The sequence below is a fragment of the Verrucosispora sp. FIM060022 genome (genome assembly GCF_003977705.1).
In the GTDB taxonomy this organism is placed as follows: Bacteria; Actinomycetota; Actinomycetes; order Mycobacteriales; family Micromonosporaceae; genus Micromonospora; species Micromonospora gifhornensis.
On sequence record NZ_RQIV01000006.1, the window covers coordinates 101,594 to 121,792 of the forward strand.

Consider the following 20,199-nt stretch of genomic DNA (forward strand, 5'->3'; position numbering starts at 1 on the left):
GGCCACCAAACGAGGTCGCGGTGGCCGCCCCCGGAGGGGCGACCACCGCGATCCGGTGTGCTCGGGTGGGGGTCAGCCGGCCAGGCTGGCCACCCCGCGCGGCAGGAACCGCTGGCCGGTCACCCGCTCGCTGGTGCCGGTCCGGTCCAGGTACGGCGTGACGCCGCCCAGGTGGAACGGCCAACCGGCGCCGAGGATCATGCACAGGTCGATGTCCTGCGCCTGCGCCACGACACCCTCGTCGAGCATCAGCCGGATCTCCTGTGCCAGCGCGTCCAGCGCGTTCTGCCGCACCTGCTCCTCGGTGAGCGGCTGGTCGCCGACCACCAGCAGCTTCGCCACCTCGGCGTTGATCTCGTCGTCGACGACGATCGGCTGGCCGGAGTCGGCGATCCGCTTGAGGTTCTCGCTGATGCCGAAGCGCTCCGGGAAGGCGGCGTGCAGGGTGCCGCCCACGTGGTACGCCACGGCCGGGCCGACCAACTGGAGCAGGGCCAGCGGACGCATCGGCAGGCCCAGCGGGTCCACCGCGCGGTTCGCCACCTCCAGCGGGGTGCCCGCGTCCACTGCGGCGAAGATCGCCCCGAGGAAGCGGGTGAGCAGTCGGTTCACCACGAAGGCCGGGGCGTCGGCGACCAGCACCGACGACTTCTTCAGCTGCTTGCCGACCGCGAAGGCGGTGGCCAGCGTGGCGTCGTCGGTGCGCTCGCCCCGGACGATCTCCAGCAGCGGCAGTACGGCCACCGGGTTGAAGAAGTGGAAGCCGACCACCCGCTCCGGGTGCTCCAGTTCCGCCGCCATCGCCGTGATCGACAGCGAGGAGGTGTTCGTCGCCAGCACCGCCTCCGGCTTGACGATCTTCTCCAGCTCGGCCCAGACCTGCTTCTTGACGTTCAGGTCCTCGAAGACCGCCTCGATGACGAAGTCACAGTCAGCAAAAGCCGACTTGTCCACCGAGCCGCTGACCAGGCCGTACAGCTTGGCGGCCGTACCCTTGTCCATTCGGCCCCTGCTGACCTGCTTCTCGATCTGGGTGTGCACGTAGCCCACACCCTTGTCGACCCGCGCCTGGTCCAGGTCGGTCATCACGACCGGCACCTGGAGGCGACGGGCGAACAGCAAGGCCAGCTGGCTGGCCATCAGGCCGGCGCCGACGATGCCCACCTTGGTCACCGGGCGGGCCAGGCCCTTGTCCGGTGCCCCGGCCGGCCGCTTGGCCCGCCGCTGCACCAGGTCGAAGGCGTACAGGCCGCTGCGCAACTCCTCGGAGAAGATCAGGTCGGCCAGGGCCTCGTCCTCGGCGGCGGTGCCGGCGGCGAAGTCGGCGTCCTTCGCCGTCTCCAGCAGATCCAGCGCCTTGTACGCGGACGGGACCGCGCCGTGCAGCCGCTGGTCGAGGGTCTGCCGGGCGAAGTAGAGCACCCCGGCCCACATGTCCTTGTCGACCTCGGGCCGGGTCACCGTGACCTCGCCCCGGACCACGCCAGCGGCCCACTCCAGGGACCGCTCCAGGAAGTCGGCCGGCTCCAGCAGCACGTCGGCGATGCCCAGCTCAGCGGCCTGCTTGGGCTTGAGCATCTTGTTCTGCATGAGCGGGTTCTGAATGATCACCTGGGTGGCCGCCGGGATGCCGATCAGGTTCGGCAGCAGCTGGGTGCCGCCCCAGCCCGGGATCAGACCCAGGGAGACCTCCGGCAGCGCCAGGGCGGCGGCACCGGCGGACAGGGTCCGGTAGTGGCAGTGCAGGGCCAGCTCCAGGCCGCCACCCATCGCCGCGCCGTTGACGAAGGCGAAGGTCGGGATCTGGCTGTCCTTGAGCCGGGCGAAGACCCGGTGGCCCAACTGGCCGATGGCCAGCGCCTGCTCCCGGTCGGCCAGCAGCGGCAGGCTGGTGATGTCCGCGCCGACACAGAAGATGTACGGCTTGCCGGTGACCGCGATGAACGCCGGCTCGGCGGCCAGGGCGGCGCTGATCGCCTCGTCCAGGCTGGCCAGGCCACCGGGGCCGAAGGTGTTCGGCTTGGTGTGGTCGAATCCGTTGTCGAGAGTGATCAGGGCGGCCGGACGGTCCAGCCCCGGCACGTTCACCTGGCGCAGCAGGGCCCGGGTGACCACCTCGTTCGGTGCGGTGAGCGCGCTCACTTGTCTCCACCCTCCCAGTGCGGGTTCTCCCAGATCACGGTGCCGCCCATGCCGATGCCGATGCACATGGCGGTGAGGCCGTAGCGGACCTCGGGGTGCTCGGCGAACTGCCGGGCGAGCTGGGTCATCAGCCGTACGCCCGAGGAAGCCAGCGGGTGACCGATGGCGATCGCGCCGCCCCACTGGTTGACCCGCGGGTCGTCGTCGGCGATGCCGAAGTGGTCGAGGAAGGCGAGCACCTGTACGGCGAACGCCTCGTTCAGCTCGAACAGGCCGATGTCGTCGATGGTCAGCCCGGCGATGCGCAGGGCCTTCTCCGTCGACGGGATCGGGCCGACGCCCATCACCTCGGGCTCGACGCCGACGAAGCCGTACGACACCAGGCGCATGGCGGCCGGCAGGCCCAGCTCGCGGGCGACGTCCTCGGCGACCAGCAGGCTGGCGGTGGCGCCGTCGTTCAGACCGGCGGCGTTGCCCGCGGTCACCTTGCCGTGCGGGCGGAACGGGGTCTTGAGGCTGCCCAGCTTCTCCAGCGAGGTGTCGCGGGGGGCCTCGTCGGCCGTGGCCAGGCCCCAGCCGCCCTCCTCGTCCCGGATGGCCACCGGCACCAGGTCGTCCTGGAGCTTGCCGTTGGCGTACGCCTTGGCGGTCTTCTGCTGGGAGGCGAGCGCGAAGGCGTCGGTGCGCTCCTTGGTGATGTGCGGCAGCCGGTCGTGCAGGTTCTCCGCGGTGGCGCCCATGACCAGCGCGGACGGGTCGACCAGCTTCTCGGCGACGATGCGCGGGTTGGGGTCGACGCCCTCGCCCATCGGGTGGCGGCCCATGTGCTCGACGCCGCCGGCGATCGCCACGTCGTACGCGCCCACGGCGATGGCGCTGGCGACGCTTGTCACGGCGGTCATCGCTCCGGCGCACATCCGGTCGATGGCGAAGCCGGGGACGCTCTTGGGCAGACCCGCCAGCAGAGCGGCGGTACGGCCGATGGTCAGACCCTGGTCACCGATCTGGGTGGTGGCGGCGATGGCCACCTCCTCGACCCGCTCCGGGGGCAGCTGCGGGTTACGGCGTAGCAGTTCGCGAATGCATCGGATCACCAGGTCGTCGGCGCGGGTGTTGGCGTACATGCCACCCGCCTTGCCGAACGGGGTACGGACGCCGTCGACGAAGACGACATCCCGAACTTCACGGGGCACTGGAGCCTCCTAGCCGGCACTGGCATTTCCCCGAATGCTACCCGCCAGTAACAATCCCCGCTCCACCCCACCCTGTGGCCCAGCCCACACCCCACCCTTCCCTCATGCCACCCGAAAGGGGCTGTCAGGTGGGGAGGAGGGCTTGGGCCAGGGCGGGGAGGAGGAGGGTGATCTGCCATTCGCGGGCGTGGAGGGTGCGTAGGGCGTCGGCGACGGTGGCTTCGGTGATCTCCTCGGGGGGCTGCCAGGCGAGCCGGCGGACCGTGTCTGGGGAGATCAGGTTCTCCGGCGGCAGATTGTGCTCGCCGGCCAGCCGCAGCACCACCTCGCGGGAGCGGGCCAGCCGGGCGGCGGCGGCCGGATCCCGTTCGGCCCAGCGGTGCGGTGGGGGCGGGCCCTCCACCGTCGGCGTCACCGGCAGATCCTCGTCCGGCAACTGCCGCGCGTCGTCCAGCGCCGCCAGCCAGGTCCGGGCCAGCCGGCGTACCGACCGGCCGCCGAAACCGGGCAGGGTGAGCAGCGTCTTCTCGTCCTTCGGGTCCAGTTCCGCCGCCGCCACGATGGCCGAGTCGGGCAGCACCCGGCCCGGTGCCGAGTCCCGGCGGGCGGCGATCTGGTCGCGGGCGTACCACAGGGACCGCACCCGGGCCTGCGCCCGTGCGCCACGGACCCGGTGGATGCCGGAGGTACGGCGCCAGGGCTCGGCGCGTACCCGGGGCGGGCGGGTGCCGGCCTGCACCAGGGCGGCGAACTCCTCCGCCGCCCACTGCGACTTGCCCTGCCGGGTCAGCTCCGCGTCCAGGGCGTCGCGCAGGTCGGTCAGCAGTTCCACGTCCAACGCCGCGTACGTCAGCCAGGACTCCGGCAACGGCCGGCTGGACCAGTCCGCCGCCGAGTGGTGCTTCTCCAGGCTGTAGCCGAGCAGTTGCTCGGTGAGCGCGGCCAGGCCCACCCGCTCGAATCCGGCGAGCCGGGCGGCCAACTCGGTGTCGAACAGCCGTCGCGGACGCAGTCCCAACTCGGCGAGGCAGGGCAGATCCTGGTTGGCCGCGTGCAACACCCACTCGGTGTCCGCGATCACGGCGTCGAGCGCGCTGAGATCGGGCAGCGGCAACGGGTCGATCAGCGCGGTACCGGCGCCGCTGCGCCGCAACTGCACGAGGTACGCCCGCTGGCTGTAGCGGTAGCCCGAGGCGCGCTCGGCGTCCAGGGCCACCGGGCCGCTGCCGGCCGCGAAGCGGGCCACCACCTCGGCAAGTTGTTCCGGGACGGTCACCGGCTCAGGGGTGCCCTCGCGGGGGGCGGTCAGCGGCACGGACTCGCCGCCGGTGGATTCGGTCCCCGCGTCCGACGGCTCCGGCCGCGCCGACGGCGGGGTCTCGATGTCGTTTCCCGTACGGCTTGCGGCGGTCCGACGGCGCAGGGGTGGTTCGTCGGTCACCTGACAACCCTAGTGCGGAAGCGGAACACACCGCGCGCACCCGCCCCCGCCGCGTGTCGACCCAGCCGACTCAGCCGGTGGCGGCGGCTCGGCGGTCGGTCAGGGCGGTGACGCCGGGCGGCGGCAGGCCGGCGGTGGAGGCGAGCAGGGTGCACCAGGCGTACAGGTGCGAGGTGAGGTCGCCGTCGGTCGGCGTCCACGAGGCGCGGATCTCGATGTCGGCGGTCGCGGGCGGGCCGGCGAGATCCCCGAACCGGTTCGACATCGTCTGGGTGACCGTCCCGCCGATGGCCCGGTAACCCGCCTCCTGGGCGTCGAGGGCATCGGTGAGCCAGGTCCAGGCGACCCCCGGCAGCAGCGGGTCGGCGGCCAGGTCGCTCTCCAACTCGGCGGTGACGTAGGTGACCAGCCGCAGGGTGCCCTGCCAGGCCTCGTGTCCGACCGGGTCGTGCAACAGGATCAGCCGGCCGGTGGTCACCTCGTCGCCGTCGCGCAGCACCGAGGCGGAGAGCGCGAAGGCGTACGGCGCGAGTCGCTGCGGGGCACCGATCTCCTCCAGGCCGATCTCCGGCCGGGGCGTCGCCGACCGGAGCCCGGCGACCGCGCGGGCGAAGGTGTCCGGAAGCGCGATCGGGGGGGCCATGTCCGCAGCCTAAGCCGCCACCCGCCGCCTCGCCGTGACGGCACGCCGAGGATCACCAGCTGGTGATCATCCGCCGGCTGCCGACGAACCCGCCCAGCGGCGGTGTCGACAGCGGTCCGCGGCTCTACCGCCTGCCCCTTGCTTCCTCGAAGGGCTGCCACGTCACAAAGTGGGCGGTGGGGGAGGGAGCGGGATGGGGCGCGTGGCACGATTGCCGCGATGACCACCGACACCACGGGCGCCGCTGCCCGAGACGACGCCTCCCGCCCCGGCGGGCCCGCCGACTCGCCCTTCGTGCGGGCGTGTCGTCGCCGGCCCGTCCCGCACACCCCGGTCTGGTTCATGCGCCAGGCCGGCCGGTCGCTGCCGGAGTACCGCGAGATCCGGGCCAACGTGGCGATGCTGGAGTCCTGCCGCCGCCCCGACCTGGTCACCGAGATCACCCTCCAGCCGGTACGCCGGCACAAGGTGGACGCGGCCATCCTGTTCAGCGACATCGTGGTGCCGGTCGCCGCCGCCGGGGTCGACCTGGACATCGTGCCCGGCACCGGGCCGGTGGTGGCCGAGCCGGTGCGTACCGCCGCCGACGTGCAGCGGATCCGCCCGATCGGTCGCGACGACGTCCCGTACGTGGACGAGGCGGTCCGGATGCTTGTCAAGGAGCTGGGTGACACCCCGCTGATCGGCTTCGCCGGTGCGCCGTTCACCCTGGCCAGCTACCTGGTCGAGGGCGGGCCGTCGCGCAACCACGTCAAGACCAAGGCCCTGATGTACGGCGACCCCGAGCTGTGGCACGCCCTGGCCGCCCGGCTCGCCGAGGTGACCCTGGCGTTCCTGCGGGTGCAGATCGCCGCCGGCGTCAGCGCGGTGCAGCTCTTCGACTCCTGGGCGGGCGCGCTCTCCGAGGCCGACTACCGCCGGTTCGTGCTGCCGCACTCGACGACCGTGCTGTCCGGCCTGGCCGACGCGGGGATCCCGCGGATCCACTTCGGGGTGGGCACCGCCGAGCTGCTCGGCGCGATGGGTGAGGCCGGTGCCGACGTGGTCGGCGTGGACTGGCGTACCCCGCTGGACGTCGCGACCCGGCGGATCGGGCCCGACAAGGCCGTGCAGGGCAACCTGGACCCGTGCCTGCTGTTCGCCCCGTGGCCGGTCATCGAGGCCGAGGTGCGCCGCATCCTCGACCAGGGCCGCGCCGCCCCCGGGCACGTGTTCAACCTGGGCCACGGGGTGCTGCCGGAGACCGACCCGGAGGTGCTCACCCGAGTGGTCGCCCTGGTGCACGAACTGTCCGCCCGCCCCGCCGAGGGGGCCTGACCGCCATGGCGTCGCGGTGGCGGGTGGCGGTCGTCGGCGGCGGCATCGCCGGCCTGGCCGCCGCGGTCCGGTTGCGCGACCGCGCGCCGGAAGACACCGAGATCATCGTGTACGAGCAGTCCGGCGCGCTCGGCGGCAAGCTGCGTACCGGTGAGCTGCTCGGCGGGCCGGTGGAGTTCGGTGCCGAGTCGTTCCTGATGCGGGATCCGGCCGGCGGCGACTCGGCGGTGGTGACCCTGATCCGCCGCCTCGGACTGGCCGAACGCATCGTGCACCCCACCGTCGGGCAGGCGGCGCTCGCCGTCGACGGCCAGTTGCGGCCGATTCCCGGCGGCACGCTGATGGGCGTACCCGGGGATCTGGAGAAGGTGGCGACGGTGGCCCGGCCGACCCCGGAGGCCGACCACGACGGCGGCGCGCCGCTGCTCGGTGCCACCGACGACGTCTCCGTCGGCGCGCTGGTCCGCGCCCGGTTCGGCGACGAGGTGGTCGACCGGCTGGTCGACCCGATGCTCGGCGGCGTGTACGCGGGCCGGGCCGACGACCTGTCCCTGGCCACCACCATGCCCGCCCTGGCCCGCGCCGCCCGCACCCGGCACACGCTGCTCGACGCGGTCCGGACCGCGCAGGCCGCCGCCCCCCGCTACACCGGCCAACCGATCTTCGGCACCCTCGACGGCGGGCTGAGCACCCTGGTCGAGGCCGCCGCCACGGCCAGCGGGGCGACCATCCGCACCAACGCCGCGGTCCGTGAACTCACCCCGACCGGCACCGGCTGGCGGCTGACCGTCGGCCCGACCCGCGACCCGGAGCACGTCGACGTCGACGCGGTGGTGCTGGCGGTGCCGGCCCGGCCGGCGGCCCGGCTGCTCACCGACGTGGCCGACGCGGTGGCGGCCGAGATCGGCGGGCTGGACTACGCAAGCGTCGCGCTTGTCACCCTGGCCCTGCCCGAGCCGGCGCTGCCGCAGCTGTCCGGCTTCCTGGTGCCCGGCACCGAAGGGCTGCTGATCAAGGCGTCCACGTTCTTCACCACCAAGTGGGGGCACCTGCGTCGGTCGGACGGGGTGGCCCTGGTGCGCGCCTCGGTGGGCCGCTACGGCGACGAGGCCCAGCTCCAGCGCTCCGACGAGGACCTGGCCGCGACCGTGCACCGGGAGTTGTCGGCGGTGCTCGGCACGCCGCTGCCCGCCCCGATCGCCGGGCACGTGCAGCGCTGGGGTGGGGCGTTGCCGCAGTACACCCCCGGCCACCTCGATCGGATCGCCGCCGCGCGGGCCGTCCTGCGGGCGGCGCATCCGACGCTGACGTTGGCCGGTGCCGGCTACGACGGCGTGGGCATCCCGGTCTGCGTCCGCTCCGGCGAGGCGGCAGCCGAGGAGATCATCACAGCATTGGGAGGATCGGCGAGATGACCGAGCAGAGCAACGCGGCCCGGCTGAAGGAACTCAACTCCACCATCCGCTACACCATGTGGTCGGTGTTCCGGGTCAGCGCCCCGCTGCCGTCGCTGCGCGACAACGTCACCGGCGAGGTCGAGTCCCTGATCGAGGAGTTGGCCGGCAAGGACGTGGTGGTCCGGGGCACGTACGACGTGGCCGGGCTGCGCGCCGACGCCGACCTGATGATCTGGTGGCACTCCTCGTCCAGCGACGCCCTCCAGGACGCCTACCTGCGGTTCCGGCGCACCACGCTGGGGCGGGCGATGACCCCGGTCTGGTCGCAGATGGCGCTGCACCGGCCGGCCGAGTTCAACAAGAGCCACATCCCGGCCTTCCTCGCCGGTGAGGAGGCCCGCGCCTACCTGTGCGTCTACCCGTTCGTCCGCTCGTACGACTGGTACCTGCTGCCCGACGCGGAGCGGCGGGAACTGCTCGCCGAGCACGGCCAGATGGCCCGGGGCTACCCGGACGTACGCGCCAACACGGTGGCCTCGTTCGCGCTCGGCGACTACGAGTGGATGCTCGCCTTCGAGGCCGACGAGCTGCACCGGATCGTGGACCTGATGCGGGACCTGCGCGCCTCGCGGGCCCGGCTGCACGTCCGCGAGGAGGTGCCGTTCTACACCGGCCGCCGCCGCTCGATCGCCGACATCGTCACCGCCCTGCCGTGAAAGGAAGGGCACCTTGTTAACGCCTCGTGCATAGCAAGGGCCCCCTGTTAACACTCACCGGCGCCGACGGGCCGACGCGTCAGCGTCGGCCCGTCGGCCAGCCGGGCGGGGCCGCGCCCGAGGGAGAAGGGCGCGACCCCGCTCGGGATCAGGTGGTGGCCGTACAGGTCAGCGTGGGTGCGCTGGCACTGGAGCCGGAGGCCAGGAAGCCGAACGTGGTGCTGGCTCCGGAGCCGAGGCTGCCGTTGTAGCTGACGTTGGTGGCGGTCACCGTCGAGCCGCTGGAGCTGAGCGTGGCGTTCCACGCCTGGCTGACCTGCTGACCGTTGGCGTACGTCCAGGTCACCCGCCAGCTGCGGATGGCCGCGCTGCCCGCAGTCACCTTCACCTCACCCTGGAAGCCACCGGACCAGCTGTTGGTCACCTGGTACGTCGCCGAGCAGGCACCCGCCGGCGGCGGGTTGCTGGGCGGCGGAGTGGACGGCGGGGGAGTGGTGGGCGGCGGGGTCGTGGGCGGGGGAGTGGTCGGCGGCGGCGTGGTGGGCGGCGGGTTGGTGCTGCCACCGAACTGCACGTCGCTGCAGTGGTAGTACGACTGGTCGAAGTGGCTGGCCTGCCAGATCGTGTAGATGATGTGCCGGCCGCTGCGGCCCGGCGCGTTCACCGGGATCTCGATGGAGACGCCGTCGACCTCACGCTGCCACTGGGAGGCCGGCGTGTTGCCGATCTGCCCGACGAGCTCCAGGTCCGACCAGGCCAGCGGCTTGGTCAGCGCGTCGAAGCCCTGCTTGGTGGCGTACACCCGGATGTAGTCGGCCCCGTGGCTGGCCTGGTCGAAGAACTTCAACCGGAAGCTGTTGGAGACCTGGGTGGTCCGCCAGGCGCCGATGGTGTCCAGGGCGTTGTAGCGTCCACCCTCGGCGCGGCCGCCCGAGCAGAGCTGGCCGTCCGGGATGGCGGCCTGGTGGTTGCCGCCGACGCCCTCACGGAACTGACCGTTCCAGTTCCACATGGCTTGCGGGTTGGCCTGCCAGGCCTGCCAACACATCGGGTCCTCGGTGGCCATCCGAGGGTTCATGTGGTCGCCACCCCAGCGCTCCCAGCAGCTGTAGGCGCGGGCGCCGGGGTTGACGACCGAGCCGTGTGCGGAGGCGGAGTTGACCAGGGCGGTGGAGACGAGCAGGGTGGCGGCTGCCGCGGTGGCGAGCAGGCCGGCCAGCCTGGCGGGTTTGAGCATTTTGGACATGGATGGAGCCCCCAGGGGGATCGTCGGATCGCGACCTCGCCCGAACGCCCGGGAGTTGCCTCTCCCGCGCCGGTCCGCGTGGCACTGCGGTTATTGGCTCCGTGCGGAAGAATGGCACAAAACATCGCCATCAGTCAATCGCTGCGATCGGATCAGGGATCGCGGCGCATGGGGGTGTGCGGGATGCCGTCCTCGACGTACTCCTGGCCGCTGACCGTGAACCCGTGCCGGGCGTAGAAGTCGACCAGATGCGACTGCGCCTCCAGCACACACGGCCGGTCGCCGATCTCGGCCAGCGCCGCGACTACCAGCCGTCCGGCATGCCCGGCGCCGCGCGCCGACGGCGCCACCACCACCCGACCGATCCTGGCCACGCCGTCGGGGTCGGCCAGGATTCGCAGGTACGCCAGGACAGCGCCGTCGCGCGCCAGCCAGAGGTGTCGGGTGCCGGGTTCGACGTCGCGGCCGTCGAGTTCCGGGTACGCGCACTCCTGCTCGACCACGAACACGTCGACGCGCAGCCGTACCAGGTCGTGAAAGGTGCGGGCGTCCAGGTCGGCGAAACCGGCGACCCGCAGCTGCGTGCTCGGCATCGGCCCAGGCTAGGGCGTCACCGACCGGCCGCCGGTCGCGGGTGGCTGTCAGGCGGGGCGGGGTGCGTGCCTGGTTGGGCGGAGCGGGGTGCGTGCCTGGTTGGGCGGAGCGAGGCCGCACCTGGTCAGGCGGGGCGGGTGCGCGCCTGGTCGGGGCGTGCGCGGTCAGCCGTGGTGAGGTGCTCGGTCAGGCGGGGCGGGCACCGACGGTGTCGCGGATCTGGGCGCCCTGCTCGGCCTCCACCGCGCGGGCGCAGTGACCGCAGCAGAAGAAGCGCCCGGAAACCTCCACCCCGTGCCCGATGATCTTCACCTGGCAGTGTTCACAGATCGGGGCCAGCTTGTGTGCGGCGCACTCGAAGCTGTCGAAGGTGTGCACGTCGCCGCTGACCGTGCGTACCTCGAAGGCCAGCCAGTAGTCGTTTCCGCAGACCTCGCACGTCGCCACGACGCATCCCCTCGATAGCCGGTTGTTGTCCTCAGCGTGTGGCACGCGATCGGCCGGGGTGGCCGGAATCGGCGCGGATCGCCCGGACGGGGCGGCGTGTCGCTCGCCGCAGGTCGGCCGTTGTACCGGGTGACCTGGCCGGCGGCGGCCCGGCCGCCGCCTTTCGGTGGAGTACGCGAACCGGGAGGAATGATGATCAAGCGGAACCGGCTCTTCGGCAGCCAGACTCGGGTCACCTTCTGCCTTCCCCGAGACACCCCACCGGGAACGGTCAGCGTGGTCGGGTCCTTCAACGGTTGGCAGCCCGGTGAACACGTGCTGGTGGCCCGCCGCGACGGCACTCGGACGGTGACCGTACGGCTGGGGCCGGGGCAGCACCGCTTCCGTTACCTGGCCACCGGTGGGCTGTGGTTCGACGACGAGTCCGCCGACCGGGTGGACGACCAAGGCGGCCTGCTGCTGCTCTGATCGCCGCCACTTTTATTGATAGCGGTCTTTACTGTTAACATTGTTTAAATTATGTTGGTGGCACCTCACCAGGCAACATGCCGCGAAGGAGCCGCCGCCATGCGTCGAAGAATCACTCTCCCGCTGGTCGCGACGGGTGCCATGGTCGCCACCCTGGCCGTCGCCGCCCCCGCCCAGGCCCACGGCTACGTCTCGTCACCGCCCAGCCGGCAGGCGCTCTGCGCCCAGAACCGGGTCCCCGACTGCGGGCAGATCCGCTGGGAACCGCAGAGCGTGGAAGGCCCCAAGGGGCTGCGCACCTGCCACGCCAACATCTCCCACTTCGCCGTCCTCAACGACGACAACCGGGGCTGGCCCGCCACCTCGGTCGGCACCACTGTCACCTTCACCTGGGTCAACACCGCGATGCACGCCACCCGCGACTGGGAGTACTACATCGGCAACACCCGGGTCGCCGTGTTCAGCGGCGGCGGACGCCAGCCGGGCCCCACCGTCTCGCACAGCGTCAACCTGTCCGGCTACTCCGGCCGCCAGAAGCTGCTGGCCGTCTGGAACATCGCCGACACCGCCAACGCCTTCTACTCCTGCGTCGACCTGCAGATCGGCGGTGGCGGCAACCCGCCGCCGAGCCCGAGCCCGACCACCCCGCCGGCACCGTCGCCCACCCCGACCGTCGCGCCGACCAGCAACCCGCCGGCCGGTGGCACCTGGACCGCGGGGCGCGCGTACGCCGTCGGCGACCAGGTCACCTACGGCGGTCGGACGTACCGCTGCCGGCAGGCGCACACCGCGATCGCCGGTTGGGAGCCACCGAACGTACCAGCGCTGTGGAGCCTGGTCTGAGCAGCGGGAGGTGCGGTTGGTCCCGGCCGCACCTCCCGCCGGCCCGCCTCCGGGCGGTGCTGGCCCTGACCGCCGTGCTGTTCGCCACCGGTTGCGGCGGGCAGCACGGCGGTGGCGGCGCGCCGGCACCGCCGGCCGCGACCGCATCGGCGACCGGCGGCCCGACGGCGTCACCCGCTCTCGACGCACCGCGACCCGCCGGATCCGGTACGCCGGCAGCCACCGGGATGGCCGGCATCGACCTGCTGTTTCTGTCGATGATGGCCGGGCACACCGAGCAGACCCTGCAGATCGCCCGGCTGGTCCACGACCGGCTCGCCGACCCCGAGCTGCGGACCCTGATCGCCGCCATCGAGGTGACCGAGGCCGACGAACTGGCCACCGCACGCGGCTGGTTGGCGCAGGCCGGGCGCAGCGCCCGCGCCGACGAGCACGCCGGCCACGGCACCGGCCCGGACCAGTTGGCCCGGCTGCGCGACGCCCCGGCCGGCGAGGTCGACCGGGTGCTGGTCGAGGTGCTCGGCGCCCACCAGAAGGGCGCCGCCGACCTGGCCCGCGCGCACCTGGCAGCCGGCACCGACGAGCGGGTACGCGACCTCGCCCGACGCATCGAGCAGTCCCGTACCGCCCAGGTCGCGATGCTGGCCGCCCACCCGGCAGCGGCCTGACCGGCTCAGGGGGTGCTGGGGTCCAGGCGGATGGAAAGAGAGTTCACGCAGTGCCGGGTGTCCTTCGGGGTGAAGCCCTCACCGCGGAAGACGTGCCCCAGGTGGCTGTCGCAGCGGGCGCAGCGGATCTCGGTGCGCCGCATGCCGAGGGAGTTGTCCTCGATCTCCTTGATCGCACCCGGGATGGCGTCGTCGAAGCTCGGCCACCCGCAGTGCGAGTCGAACTTGGTGTCACTCGGATACAGCTCCGCACCGCAGGCGCGGCAGCGGTACATGCCGGGGGTCTTGGTGTCGACGTACTCGCCGGTCCACGCCGGCTCCGTGCCGTGCTCGCGCAGCACCCGGAACTCCTCGGGGCTGAGCCGGACCCGCCACTCGTCCTCGGTGCGGGGCAGTTCGCTGTCGGGAAGACTCACCCGTCAACGGTACGTCGAACGTCGGACCCATCGCATATGGTCGCGAAATGGCAGGCACGAAGGCGGCGGCCGAGGAGATCGAGGTCGCGGGGCACACCGTACGGCTGTCCAGCCCGGACCGGGTGATCTTCCCGAAGCGCGGCTTCACCAAGGCCGACGTCTTCGGCTACTACCTGGGCGTCGGCGACGGCATCATGCGCGCCCTGCGCGAACGGCCGACCACCCTGCAACGCTTCCCCGACGGCATCGAGGGGGAGATGTTCTTCCAGAAACGGGTGCCGACCCGGGGCGTACCGCCCTGGGTGCGCACCACCGAGATCACCTTCCCCAGCGGGCGCACCGCCGCGGAGCTCTGCCCGGCGGACCTGGCCCACGTGGCCTGGGCGGCGCAGATGGGCACCGTCGTGTTCCACCCGTGGCCGGTGCGCGCTGACGAGCCCGACCGCCCCGACGAGCTGCGCGTCGACCTCGACCCGCAGCCCGGCACCGACTTCGCCCACGCGGCCACCGCCGCCGGCGAGCTGCGCGCCATCCTCGACGAGCTGGGCGTCCCCGGCTGGCCGAAGACCTCCGGCGGCCGAGGCGTGCACGTCTACCTGCGCATCCAGCCACGCTGGAGCTTCGTCGAGGTGCGCCGGGCCACCATCGCGCTGGCCCGGGAGTTGGCCCGCCGCCGTCCCGACCTGGTCACCACCGCCTGGTGGAAGGAGGAACGCGGCGAGAGGGTCTTCGTCGACTACAACCAGATGGCCCGGGACCGCACCATCGCCTGCGCGTACTCGCTGCGGGCCAACGCCCGGGCGACCGTCTCCACCCCGGTCACCTGGGACGAGCTACCCGACGTCGACCCGGACGACTTCGACCTGCGTACCGTCCCGCAGCGGCTGGCCGAGCAGGGTGACCCGCACGCCGGCATCGACGACGCCGGGTGGGACATCACTCCGCTGCTGGAGTGGGCCGAGCGGGACGCCGCAGCCGGCGAGGGCGACCTGCCCTACCCACCGGACCATCCGAAGATGCCCGGCGAACCCAAGCGGGTCCAGCCCTCCCGCGACCGCGACCGCCCCCGCTGACCCACCCCGCCGCGTTGCTTCGGGCCCGCACGCCGCCGCGTTGGTCCGCGCCTGCACGGTGCTTGCTGCCGGGCGGGGCATGCTCTGCACGGTCACGCTCGATCCTGGATCGAGTGGCTTCCCGTTCGCGGCGAGGCCACTCGATCCCAGATCGAGCGTGACCTTGCGGGGTGCGGCTCGACTGCGAGGTCGGGCGTCCCCAGCTGGCCGACCCGCCGACAGGCGTCAGAGGCTGAGCTTCATGCCCTCGTGGCTGGCCACGAAGCCGAGGCCCAGATAGAAGCGGTGGGCGTCGTGGCGGCTCTTGTCGGTGGTGAGCTGCACCAGGCCGCAGCCACGCTGCCGTGCCTGATCGATCGCCCAGGTCATCATGAGTCGGCCGAGGCCATGACCGCGCCGGTCCGAGCGGACCCGTACCGACTCGATCAGTTGCCGTTCGGCACCGTGCCGACCGAGCCCGGGGATGTAGGTGAGCTGCATGCAGCCGACCACCTCGCCGCCGGCCTCGGCGACGACGAGGTGGTTGCGCGGGTCGGCGGTGATGTCCGCGAACGCCTTCTCGTAGGTGGCGTCGACCTCGCCGACGTCCCTGGTGCGCCCCAACATGTCGTCGGCGAGCAGGTCGAGTACGGCGGGCAGGTCGGCCCGGATCGCCGCACGGAAGATCACGTCGCTCATCCCGCGAGAATCGCACACCCGCGGCTGCCGGTCTGTGGCAGACCAAAGGGCCGACCCCGCCCGGGGGTCGGCCCTTTGCGTGTTCAGCTGGCGGATCGTCAGGAGGCTGCGGAGTAACCGCGGGTGGCGATCCAGTTGGCCAGTGTTTTGATGTCCATCTGGTACGAGGCCTGGGCGGGGTTGGCGGAGTCCGCGATGGTCACGGTCTTGCCCTCGTCGTCGTAACCGGTGACGCTGACGTAGTGCCCGCCTTCGAAGCTGTGGGCGACGCCGTCGGTGTCGGTGGCGGTGCCGGCGATGTTGGCGACCACGGCACGGCCGTCGTCGACGGTGCGCTTGATGTCCTCGCGCAGCTTGTCGGTCTGCTTCTCGGCGGCCTTGGCGTCACGGATCTCCACCGACTTGTAGACGTCCTTGCCGGTCTCCTTGTTCAGCACCGGCGTGATGTCGTTGATGGAGTCGGTACCGGCCTCGGTGGTGCCCATCCGCTCGGCCATGTCGTACACGTCGATGTTCTTGCCCTGCACGCTCAGGGCGTTGCGGGCGGCGGCGGGGCCGCAGAAGTAGAAGTTGGGCTGGGCTTCGTAGCGCACGTCGAGCTGGCGCTCGTCGCTGGGCTTGCGGTCGGCCTGCACGCCAGCGGGGGCGGCGTGGGCGGCGACGGCGGGGCCGGCGATGCCACCGGCGGTGGCGGCGGCAGCGGCGAAGGTCAGGGCGGTCTTACGCAGGAGGGTGGTACGCATGATTGAGTCACACCTTCCGTTCGGGGGTACGCAGCAGGAATCAGCCGGTTCGGGCGTGCCGTGCTGCGGGGGGAAAGAGGAACGCCCGGCGAGGTGCTCGGGCGTCCGAGGGATGTAACGATCCCGGGCGGCCCCACATTCCACGGGGTTCCGGGAGACCGCGTGGCGGGGGGAGGCCCTCGCGGTATGCCATGTACAACGACCCGTGGCCGGGCGTCATTCCGCCGTCGACCGATCGGTGCGCCCCGCAAACGGCCACATACCGGACGGCAGGTCGGTGTCGGGCATGAACCTTCGGGCCCCGCTCCGGAGCGGCGGCTTGTCGAAGGGGATCACAATGCCCGGATGACTGTTATCCGCCAGGCTGCGTCGATTGCGCTTGCACTGCTGGTGCTGACCACGGCCACGAGCTGCACCCAAGCGGAACAGGACGATCTGCCCGTCCGAGTGACGCAGGTGCCGGCCGAGGTGCGTGGGCTCGGTCCGGCGCTGCTTGCGGTTCCCCTGACCGACGAGGCGACAGGGCTGCTCGCGCTGGAACGGTTCGGCGATGACCTCGCCGGCCTGACGCCCGCCCGGCGACACACCCAGGTCGCTCTCGGCGGTGATCCCCGTTTCCCGACCGTCGCCCGAGGGCTGGGTGAGGATCGCCGTGACGCCGTACTCGTCGACGGCCGCCTGCGCGACGTCACGCTGCCCGATTTTGGGTACGCCGATCGGGCCTTCAGTGTCGAATCCAACCTGTCGATCACGGAATCCCGTTGTCTCACCGTGACGGGCGACGGCAGGGTCGGGCTGCCGGCGGTCGAGGCATTCTGCAAGATCGCTGACCGGGGCGGGGTGATCTGGGAGCAGGGGCAGAGCGGCCGGTACGGCGGGATCGACCTGGCGTCCGGGGCGGCGAGCCCGGCCGTCGAGCTGCCGTCGAAGCCGATCGCCGCCACACCCGACGGCCGCTACCTCGCCGCGCTCACCAGCCAGAACCCTCGGCAACTCGTCATCGCGGACACCAGGACCGGCCAGTCCCGGCCCACGGTGACGGTCAACGGGGCGGCCAGCGGGGCGGAGTTCCCCGGGGTCTTCACCAGCGATGGGTTCGCCGTGCTGCGTCGGCCCGTTCCCGGCACCCGCCGGATCAGCCTGGTCACCCCGAAGGGGGAGGTACGTGACCTGCTCACCCCGGTCGGCGAGGTCGCCTTCGCCCCTGACGGGCGGCGCGCCATCGTGGTGGACACCCGTTCCGGCAAGGGCCGACTCTCCGTACTCGACCTGAAGTCGGGCGCGGTCACCCCGGTGGTCGGCGACGGCACCGAGCGCAGCGGCGAACAGCCCGCCCGGCCGGCGGCACTGCCGCCGATGACCGGCACTGTCACCGCGACGGTTTCCGGCGACCACGCCCTGGTCGTCGAGCTGGAGGCCCGTCAGGACCCCCGCCAACGGGTGCCCCGGCCCAGCCGCGCCTGGTCGGTACGACTCTCCACCGCGACCGCGACCTCCCACCCGAACACCCCGGAGGCGTCGGAGGTGACGGTGTGGCGGCACGAATCCCCGCCGACCGGCGCAGCCGCGTTGTCGGCGCTGTGGTTCGCGCCAGGCAAGCAGACCCTCACCCTCAGCCCCGACGGTACGGTCACCAGCGCCCCGCCAGGAACCTTTCCCCGAGAGACCCTCGGTGACGGCGCGGTGCTGCACACCCTGCTCGCCGAGAGCGGACGCGAGCGGGTGGATCGGCTGCTGGTGACCGACAGTTCCGGCGGCCGGGTCGAGGTTCCCACCGGCGCCGGCCCCGACCAGCGGGTCGCCAACGTAATCCTCACACCGGACCAGCAGCACCTGCTGATCTCGCTGCGTCCGCTCAACAGCCGGACAGCGCCAGGAGATCTCGACCTCGTCATGATCGCTCGCCGGGACGGCACCGGCAAACCAGTCGTCGTCTACCAAGGGGCCTGGTTGGTCAGCCTCGGCATCGTTCCCACAAGCACCAGTTGACCTGATGGCGACCGGAAAGGTCGGAGGCTACGAGTACGACCTACGCGCTCTTGCCGACGCTACCGAACAACGCGATCGCCGCCACATCGTTGCATTCGGGCGGGACCAACGGATACAGGTCGGAGGGCTGTGCGACGGTCGGCAGTTCCTCGTATCCGCCGCCAGCGGAAATCCGGTCGCCCGCCGTCAACGCGCCAACCTTGGGCACCCGTACGCCGATTCTGCCGTCGGTGAGCAGCGTGACGCCCGGGGGCCAGACCACCACGTACGATTGCATCTCGGCGTCGCGCAGGACCAGGCATCCGCCGCTGCCGACCCTAAGTTCACCGCGCAACGCGGCGAGGAAATGCACTTCGGTGGCCGCGACCAGCGTCTGGAAGCCTTCCCCTGTCAGGAGGCTGCCTCCCGCACTGGTAGGGCTGGCGGGCCCTCGGACAGTCGACGTCTCGGTGGTCAGCGGACGCGAATGGTCCCCGGCGCAACCGGCCAGGGCCAGCAGCAGCGCGCAAGTGCACACGGCGATCCGAACCATGCGGCCAGTAGAACGGGCACAAACCTGGTCAGGCAAGCTGCCGTGCCGTTCGTTTCCGCTGGTTGCCCTGGCAGCCCGGCCTGGTCGGCGTAGTCGTCAGTGGCAGTGGGATGCGCCGGCGGGTGTGACCGGCGTGACCTGCGGGCGGGTCCACTGCGCGGTCGGCCGGCCGTCCCTGCGCCAGAAGCTGTACGGCGGACGCTGCGGCCAGCCCTCGGGCGAGTCCTCCCACTCCTCCTGGCGGCCGTAGACGGTCATGTCGAGCAGCTTGAGTGAGCCCATGATCGCCTCGACGCCCCGGCTGGTCGTCTCGTAGGTGAGGAAGACCCGGTCGTCCTGACGGAGGTAGCAGGCGATGGCACCGTTGTCGGCGAAGGCCGGCTCGTCGAGACCGTACGTCGAATACCACGGGTGGGTGTAGCCCATGAACTCCCGGAACGGCGCGATCTCCTCGTACGGCCCTTCGCAGAAGACGGCGAAGGTGATGCCGCACTCCTCGAGGTAGACCGCGTTCTGGAAGTCCCAGATGCTGAGGGTGCAGCCCTCGCACTGCCCCTCGAACGGCTTGCCGAGGTGCCACATGTGCTTGTAGACGACGAGTTGGTCGCGGCCCTCGAAGATGTCGGGCAGCGAGGTCAGGCCCCGCTCGCCGATGAGTTCGACGGGCTGGATCTCGGTCATCGGCAGGCGGCGCCGAGCAGCGGCGATCACATCACCCTCGCGGGTATGGGCCTTCTCGCGGGGCAGGAGAGCATCCCGCTCCCGCAGCCAGGTCTCCCGGTCGACGATGGGAGGAAGCGGACTGCTGTCGATATTCTCCATGCCGGTACCTTAAACATAGTCGGTGCGGGTGTGGAGCCATCCCGGCACTGTGTCTCCGGGCAGAAGGGACGGCTGATCTGGTTGCCTATCAAGCGGACCTACGCCGAACTCGGTGACGCCTGCCGGGCGGCGAACGCGCTCGACCTGGTGGGCGACCGATGGACGCTTATCGTCGTACGCGAACTGATTCTCGGACCGAAACGTTTCTCGGACCTGGCGGAGGCGGCTCGCGGCATCACCCCGGCCGTCCTCAGCGACCGACTTCGGTCGCTGCAGCAGGCCGGCATCGTCGAGCAGGTCACGCTCACCGATCAACCCCACACCCAGGCGTACGCCGCCACCACGTGGGGCCAGGGCCTGGAGACGGTCCTCGCGGCGCTGGGACAGTGGTACGCGACCGGCCCGGCCCCGGACACCTGCGGTGGCATGACTCCCGACGCGACGGTCCTCGCCATGCGCACCATGGCGCCGCCCATGCTCGCCGCCCTGCCGCCGATCGCCCTTCACCTGTACGACGCCCGCCGGCCCGACCCACCGGTACACCGGTACCACCTGACCGCCGTGGACCGGACTCTCACGATCCAGGTCGGGTTCGCCGAGGAGCCGGTGGCGACGGTGACCGCCGACTCGACAGTGTGGGGCGGCATCCTGTTCGAGGGCCTGCCGCTCGCCGACGCCGAACGCGCCGGTGACGTGCACGTCACCGGCGACCGCGACGCGGTCGTGCGCGTGGTCGGGCTCTACCGCACCGGGCAGCGCCCGACGAACGGGCATGGCAATCTCGGCATCCCGGTGACGACAGGATGAGCTGATGAGCGAAGGGGAGTACAC

General features: G+C 71.7%; 21 protein-coding genes. 9 read left to right on the forward strand and 12 right to left on the reverse strand.

Annotated elements, in window-relative coordinates:
• Positions 1-72: 72 nt before the first annotated feature.
• The 4 genes from EG812_RS17710 to EG812_RS17725 all read right to left on the reverse strand — a co-directional run bounded on the left by EG812_RS17710 (position 73) and on the right by EG812_RS17725 (position 5,419).
• A complete protein-coding gene (locus tag EG812_RS17710; RefSeq protein WP_013732324.1) occupies positions 73-2,142 on the reverse strand; it encodes a 3-hydroxyacyl-CoA dehydrogenase NAD-binding domain-containing protein in 2,070 nt (689 codons plus the stop codon).
• The gene (locus EG812_RS17715) at positions 2,139-3,335 is read right to left on the reverse strand and encodes a thiolase family protein (protein ID WP_126712211.1); all 1,197 of its coding nucleotides are present in this window, start codon (positions 3,333-3,335) and stop codon (positions 2,139-2,141) included. Before EG812_RS17715 ends, EG812_RS17710 begins: the two co-directional genes overlap by 4 nt.
• Before the next feature lie 124 nt (positions 3,336-3,459).
• Positions 3,460-4,776, reverse strand: coding sequence for a ribonuclease D (locus EG812_RS17720; RefSeq protein ID WP_126712212.1), 1,317 nt, complete (start codon positions 4,774-4,776; stop codon positions 3,460-3,462).
• Positions 4,777-4,846: 70 nt separating this feature from the next.
• A complete protein-coding gene (locus EG812_RS17725) occupies positions 4,847-5,419 on the reverse strand; it encodes a DUF3000 domain-containing protein (protein ID WP_013732327.1) in 573 nt (190 codons plus the stop codon).
• Positions 5,420-5,638: 219 nt separating this feature from the next.
• Here EG812_RS17725 and hemE point away from each other — a divergent pair, with 219 nt between their 5' ends.
• From hemE to hemQ, 3 genes are read left to right on the forward strand one after another with little or no spacing between them, the layout of a single operon-like run.
• The gene (hemE, locus tag EG812_RS17730) at positions 5,639-6,736 is read left to right on the forward strand and encodes a uroporphyrinogen decarboxylase (RefSeq protein ID WP_126712213.1); all 1,098 of its coding nucleotides are present in this window, start codon (positions 5,639-5,641) and stop codon (positions 6,734-6,736) included.
• A gap of 5 nt (positions 6,737-6,741) precedes the next feature.
• Positions 6,742-8,151 (forward strand): protoporphyrinogen oxidase, encoded by a 1,410-nt coding sequence (gene hemG / locus EG812_RS17735; protein WP_126712214.1) that lies wholly within the window; start codon positions 6,742-6,744, stop codon positions 8,149-8,151.
• Positions 8,148-8,849: a hydrogen peroxide-dependent heme synthase gene (gene hemQ, locus EG812_RS17740; RefSeq protein ID WP_126712215.1), complete on the forward strand. Its 702-nt coding sequence runs from the start codon at positions 8,148-8,150 to the stop codon at positions 8,847-8,849. Before hemG ends, hemQ begins: the two co-directional genes overlap by 4 nt.
• 148 nt (positions 8,850-8,997) lie before the next feature.
• On the opposite strand, the gene EG812_RS17745 is transcribed toward hemQ, so the two are convergent.
• From EG812_RS17745 to EG812_RS17755, 3 genes are all read right to left on the reverse strand, one after another.
• Positions 8,998-10,086, reverse strand: coding sequence for a lytic polysaccharide monooxygenase auxiliary activity family 9 protein (locus tag EG812_RS17745; RefSeq protein WP_013732331.1), 1,089 nt, complete (start codon positions 10,084-10,086; stop codon positions 8,998-9,000).
• A gap of 161 nt (positions 10,087-10,247) precedes the next feature.
• On the reverse strand, positions 10,248-10,688 hold the full coding sequence (locus EG812_RS17750) for a GNAT family N-acetyltransferase (protein ID WP_126712217.1): 441 nt from the start codon (positions 10,686-10,688) through the stop codon (positions 10,248-10,250).
• A gap of 187 nt (positions 10,689-10,875) precedes the next feature.
• Positions 10,876-11,136, reverse strand: coding sequence for a metallothionein (locus tag EG812_RS17755; protein ID WP_013732333.1), 261 nt, complete (start codon positions 11,134-11,136; stop codon positions 10,876-10,878).
• Positions 11,137-11,328: 192 nt separating this feature from the next.
• Here EG812_RS17755 and EG812_RS17760 point away from each other — a divergent pair, with 192 nt between their 5' ends.
• The 3 genes from EG812_RS17760 to EG812_RS17770 all read left to right on the forward strand — a co-directional run bounded on the left by EG812_RS17760 (position 11,329) and on the right by EG812_RS17770 (position 13,115).
• Positions 11,329-11,604 carry an isoamylase early set domain-containing protein gene (locus tag EG812_RS17760; protein WP_013732334.1) on the forward strand — a complete coding sequence of 92 codons (276 nt, stop codon included), beginning with the start codon at positions 11,329-11,331 and terminating at the stop codon, positions 11,602-11,604.
• Positions 11,605-11,703: 99 nt separating this feature from the next.
• Positions 11,704-12,447 carry a lytic polysaccharide monooxygenase gene (locus EG812_RS17765; protein ID WP_126712218.1) on the forward strand — a complete coding sequence of 248 codons (744 nt, stop codon included), beginning with the start codon at positions 11,704-11,706 and terminating at the stop codon, positions 12,445-12,447.
• 56 nt (positions 12,448-12,503) lie between these two features.
• Positions 12,504-13,115 (forward strand): DUF305 domain-containing protein, encoded by a 612-nt coding sequence (locus EG812_RS17770; RefSeq protein WP_013732336.1) that lies wholly within the window; start codon positions 12,504-12,506, stop codon positions 13,113-13,115.
• A gap of 5 nt (positions 13,116-13,120) precedes the next feature.
• Here the strand turns inward: EG812_RS17770 and msrB are convergent, their stop codons facing one another.
• The gene (gene msrB / locus EG812_RS17775) at positions 13,121-13,531 is read right to left on the reverse strand and encodes a peptide-methionine (R)-S-oxide reductase MsrB (RefSeq protein WP_013732337.1); all 411 of its coding nucleotides are present in this window, start codon (positions 13,529-13,531) and stop codon (positions 13,121-13,123) included.
• A gap of 47 nt (positions 13,532-13,578) precedes the next feature.
• Here msrB and ligD point away from each other — a divergent pair, with 47 nt between their 5' ends.
• A complete protein-coding gene (gene ligD, locus EG812_RS17780; protein WP_126712219.1) occupies positions 13,579-14,604 on the forward strand; it encodes a non-homologous end-joining DNA ligase in 1,026 nt (341 codons plus the stop codon).
• 225 nt (positions 14,605-14,829) lie between these two features.
• Here the strand turns inward: ligD and EG812_RS17785 are convergent, their stop codons facing one another.
• Both EG812_RS17785 and EG812_RS17790 read right to left on the reverse strand, forming a co-directional pair.
• Positions 14,830-15,282: a GNAT family N-acetyltransferase gene (locus EG812_RS17785; protein WP_126712220.1), complete on the reverse strand. Its 453-nt coding sequence runs from the start codon at positions 15,280-15,282 to the stop codon at positions 14,830-14,832.
• Positions 15,283-15,380: 98 nt separating this feature from the next.
• The gene (locus EG812_RS17790; protein ID WP_013732340.1) at positions 15,381-16,025 is read right to left on the reverse strand and encodes a C39 family peptidase; all 645 of its coding nucleotides are present in this window, start codon (positions 16,023-16,025) and stop codon (positions 15,381-15,383) included.
• A 345-nt stretch (positions 16,026-16,370) separates the two neighbouring features.
• Between EG812_RS17790 and EG812_RS17795 the strand changes: the two genes are divergently transcribed.
• Positions 16,371-18,014: a TolB family protein gene (locus tag EG812_RS17795; RefSeq protein ID WP_126712221.1), complete on the forward strand. Its 1,644-nt coding sequence runs from the start codon at positions 16,371-16,373 to the stop codon at positions 18,012-18,014.
• A 40-nt stretch (positions 18,015-18,054) separates the two neighbouring features.
• Here the strand turns inward: EG812_RS17795 and EG812_RS17800 are convergent, their stop codons facing one another.
• Positions 18,055-18,546, reverse strand: a complete 492-nt coding sequence (locus EG812_RS17800; protein WP_126712222.1) for a hypothetical protein — start codon at positions 18,544-18,546, stop codon at positions 18,055-18,057.
• Positions 18,547-18,642: 96 nt separating this feature from the next.
• On the reverse strand, positions 18,643-19,368 hold the full coding sequence (locus tag EG812_RS17805; RefSeq protein ID WP_126712223.1) for a DUF899 family protein: 726 nt from the start codon (positions 19,366-19,368) through the stop codon (positions 18,643-18,645).
• A gap of 30 nt (positions 19,369-19,398) precedes the next feature.
• Here EG812_RS17805 and EG812_RS17810 point away from each other — a divergent pair, with 30 nt between their 5' ends.
• Positions 19,399-20,175: a winged helix-turn-helix transcriptional regulator gene (locus EG812_RS17810; RefSeq protein WP_158632521.1), complete on the forward strand. Its 777-nt coding sequence runs from the start codon at positions 19,399-19,401 to the stop codon at positions 20,173-20,175.
• The last annotated feature ends 24 nt before the right edge of the window (positions 20,176-20,199 follow it).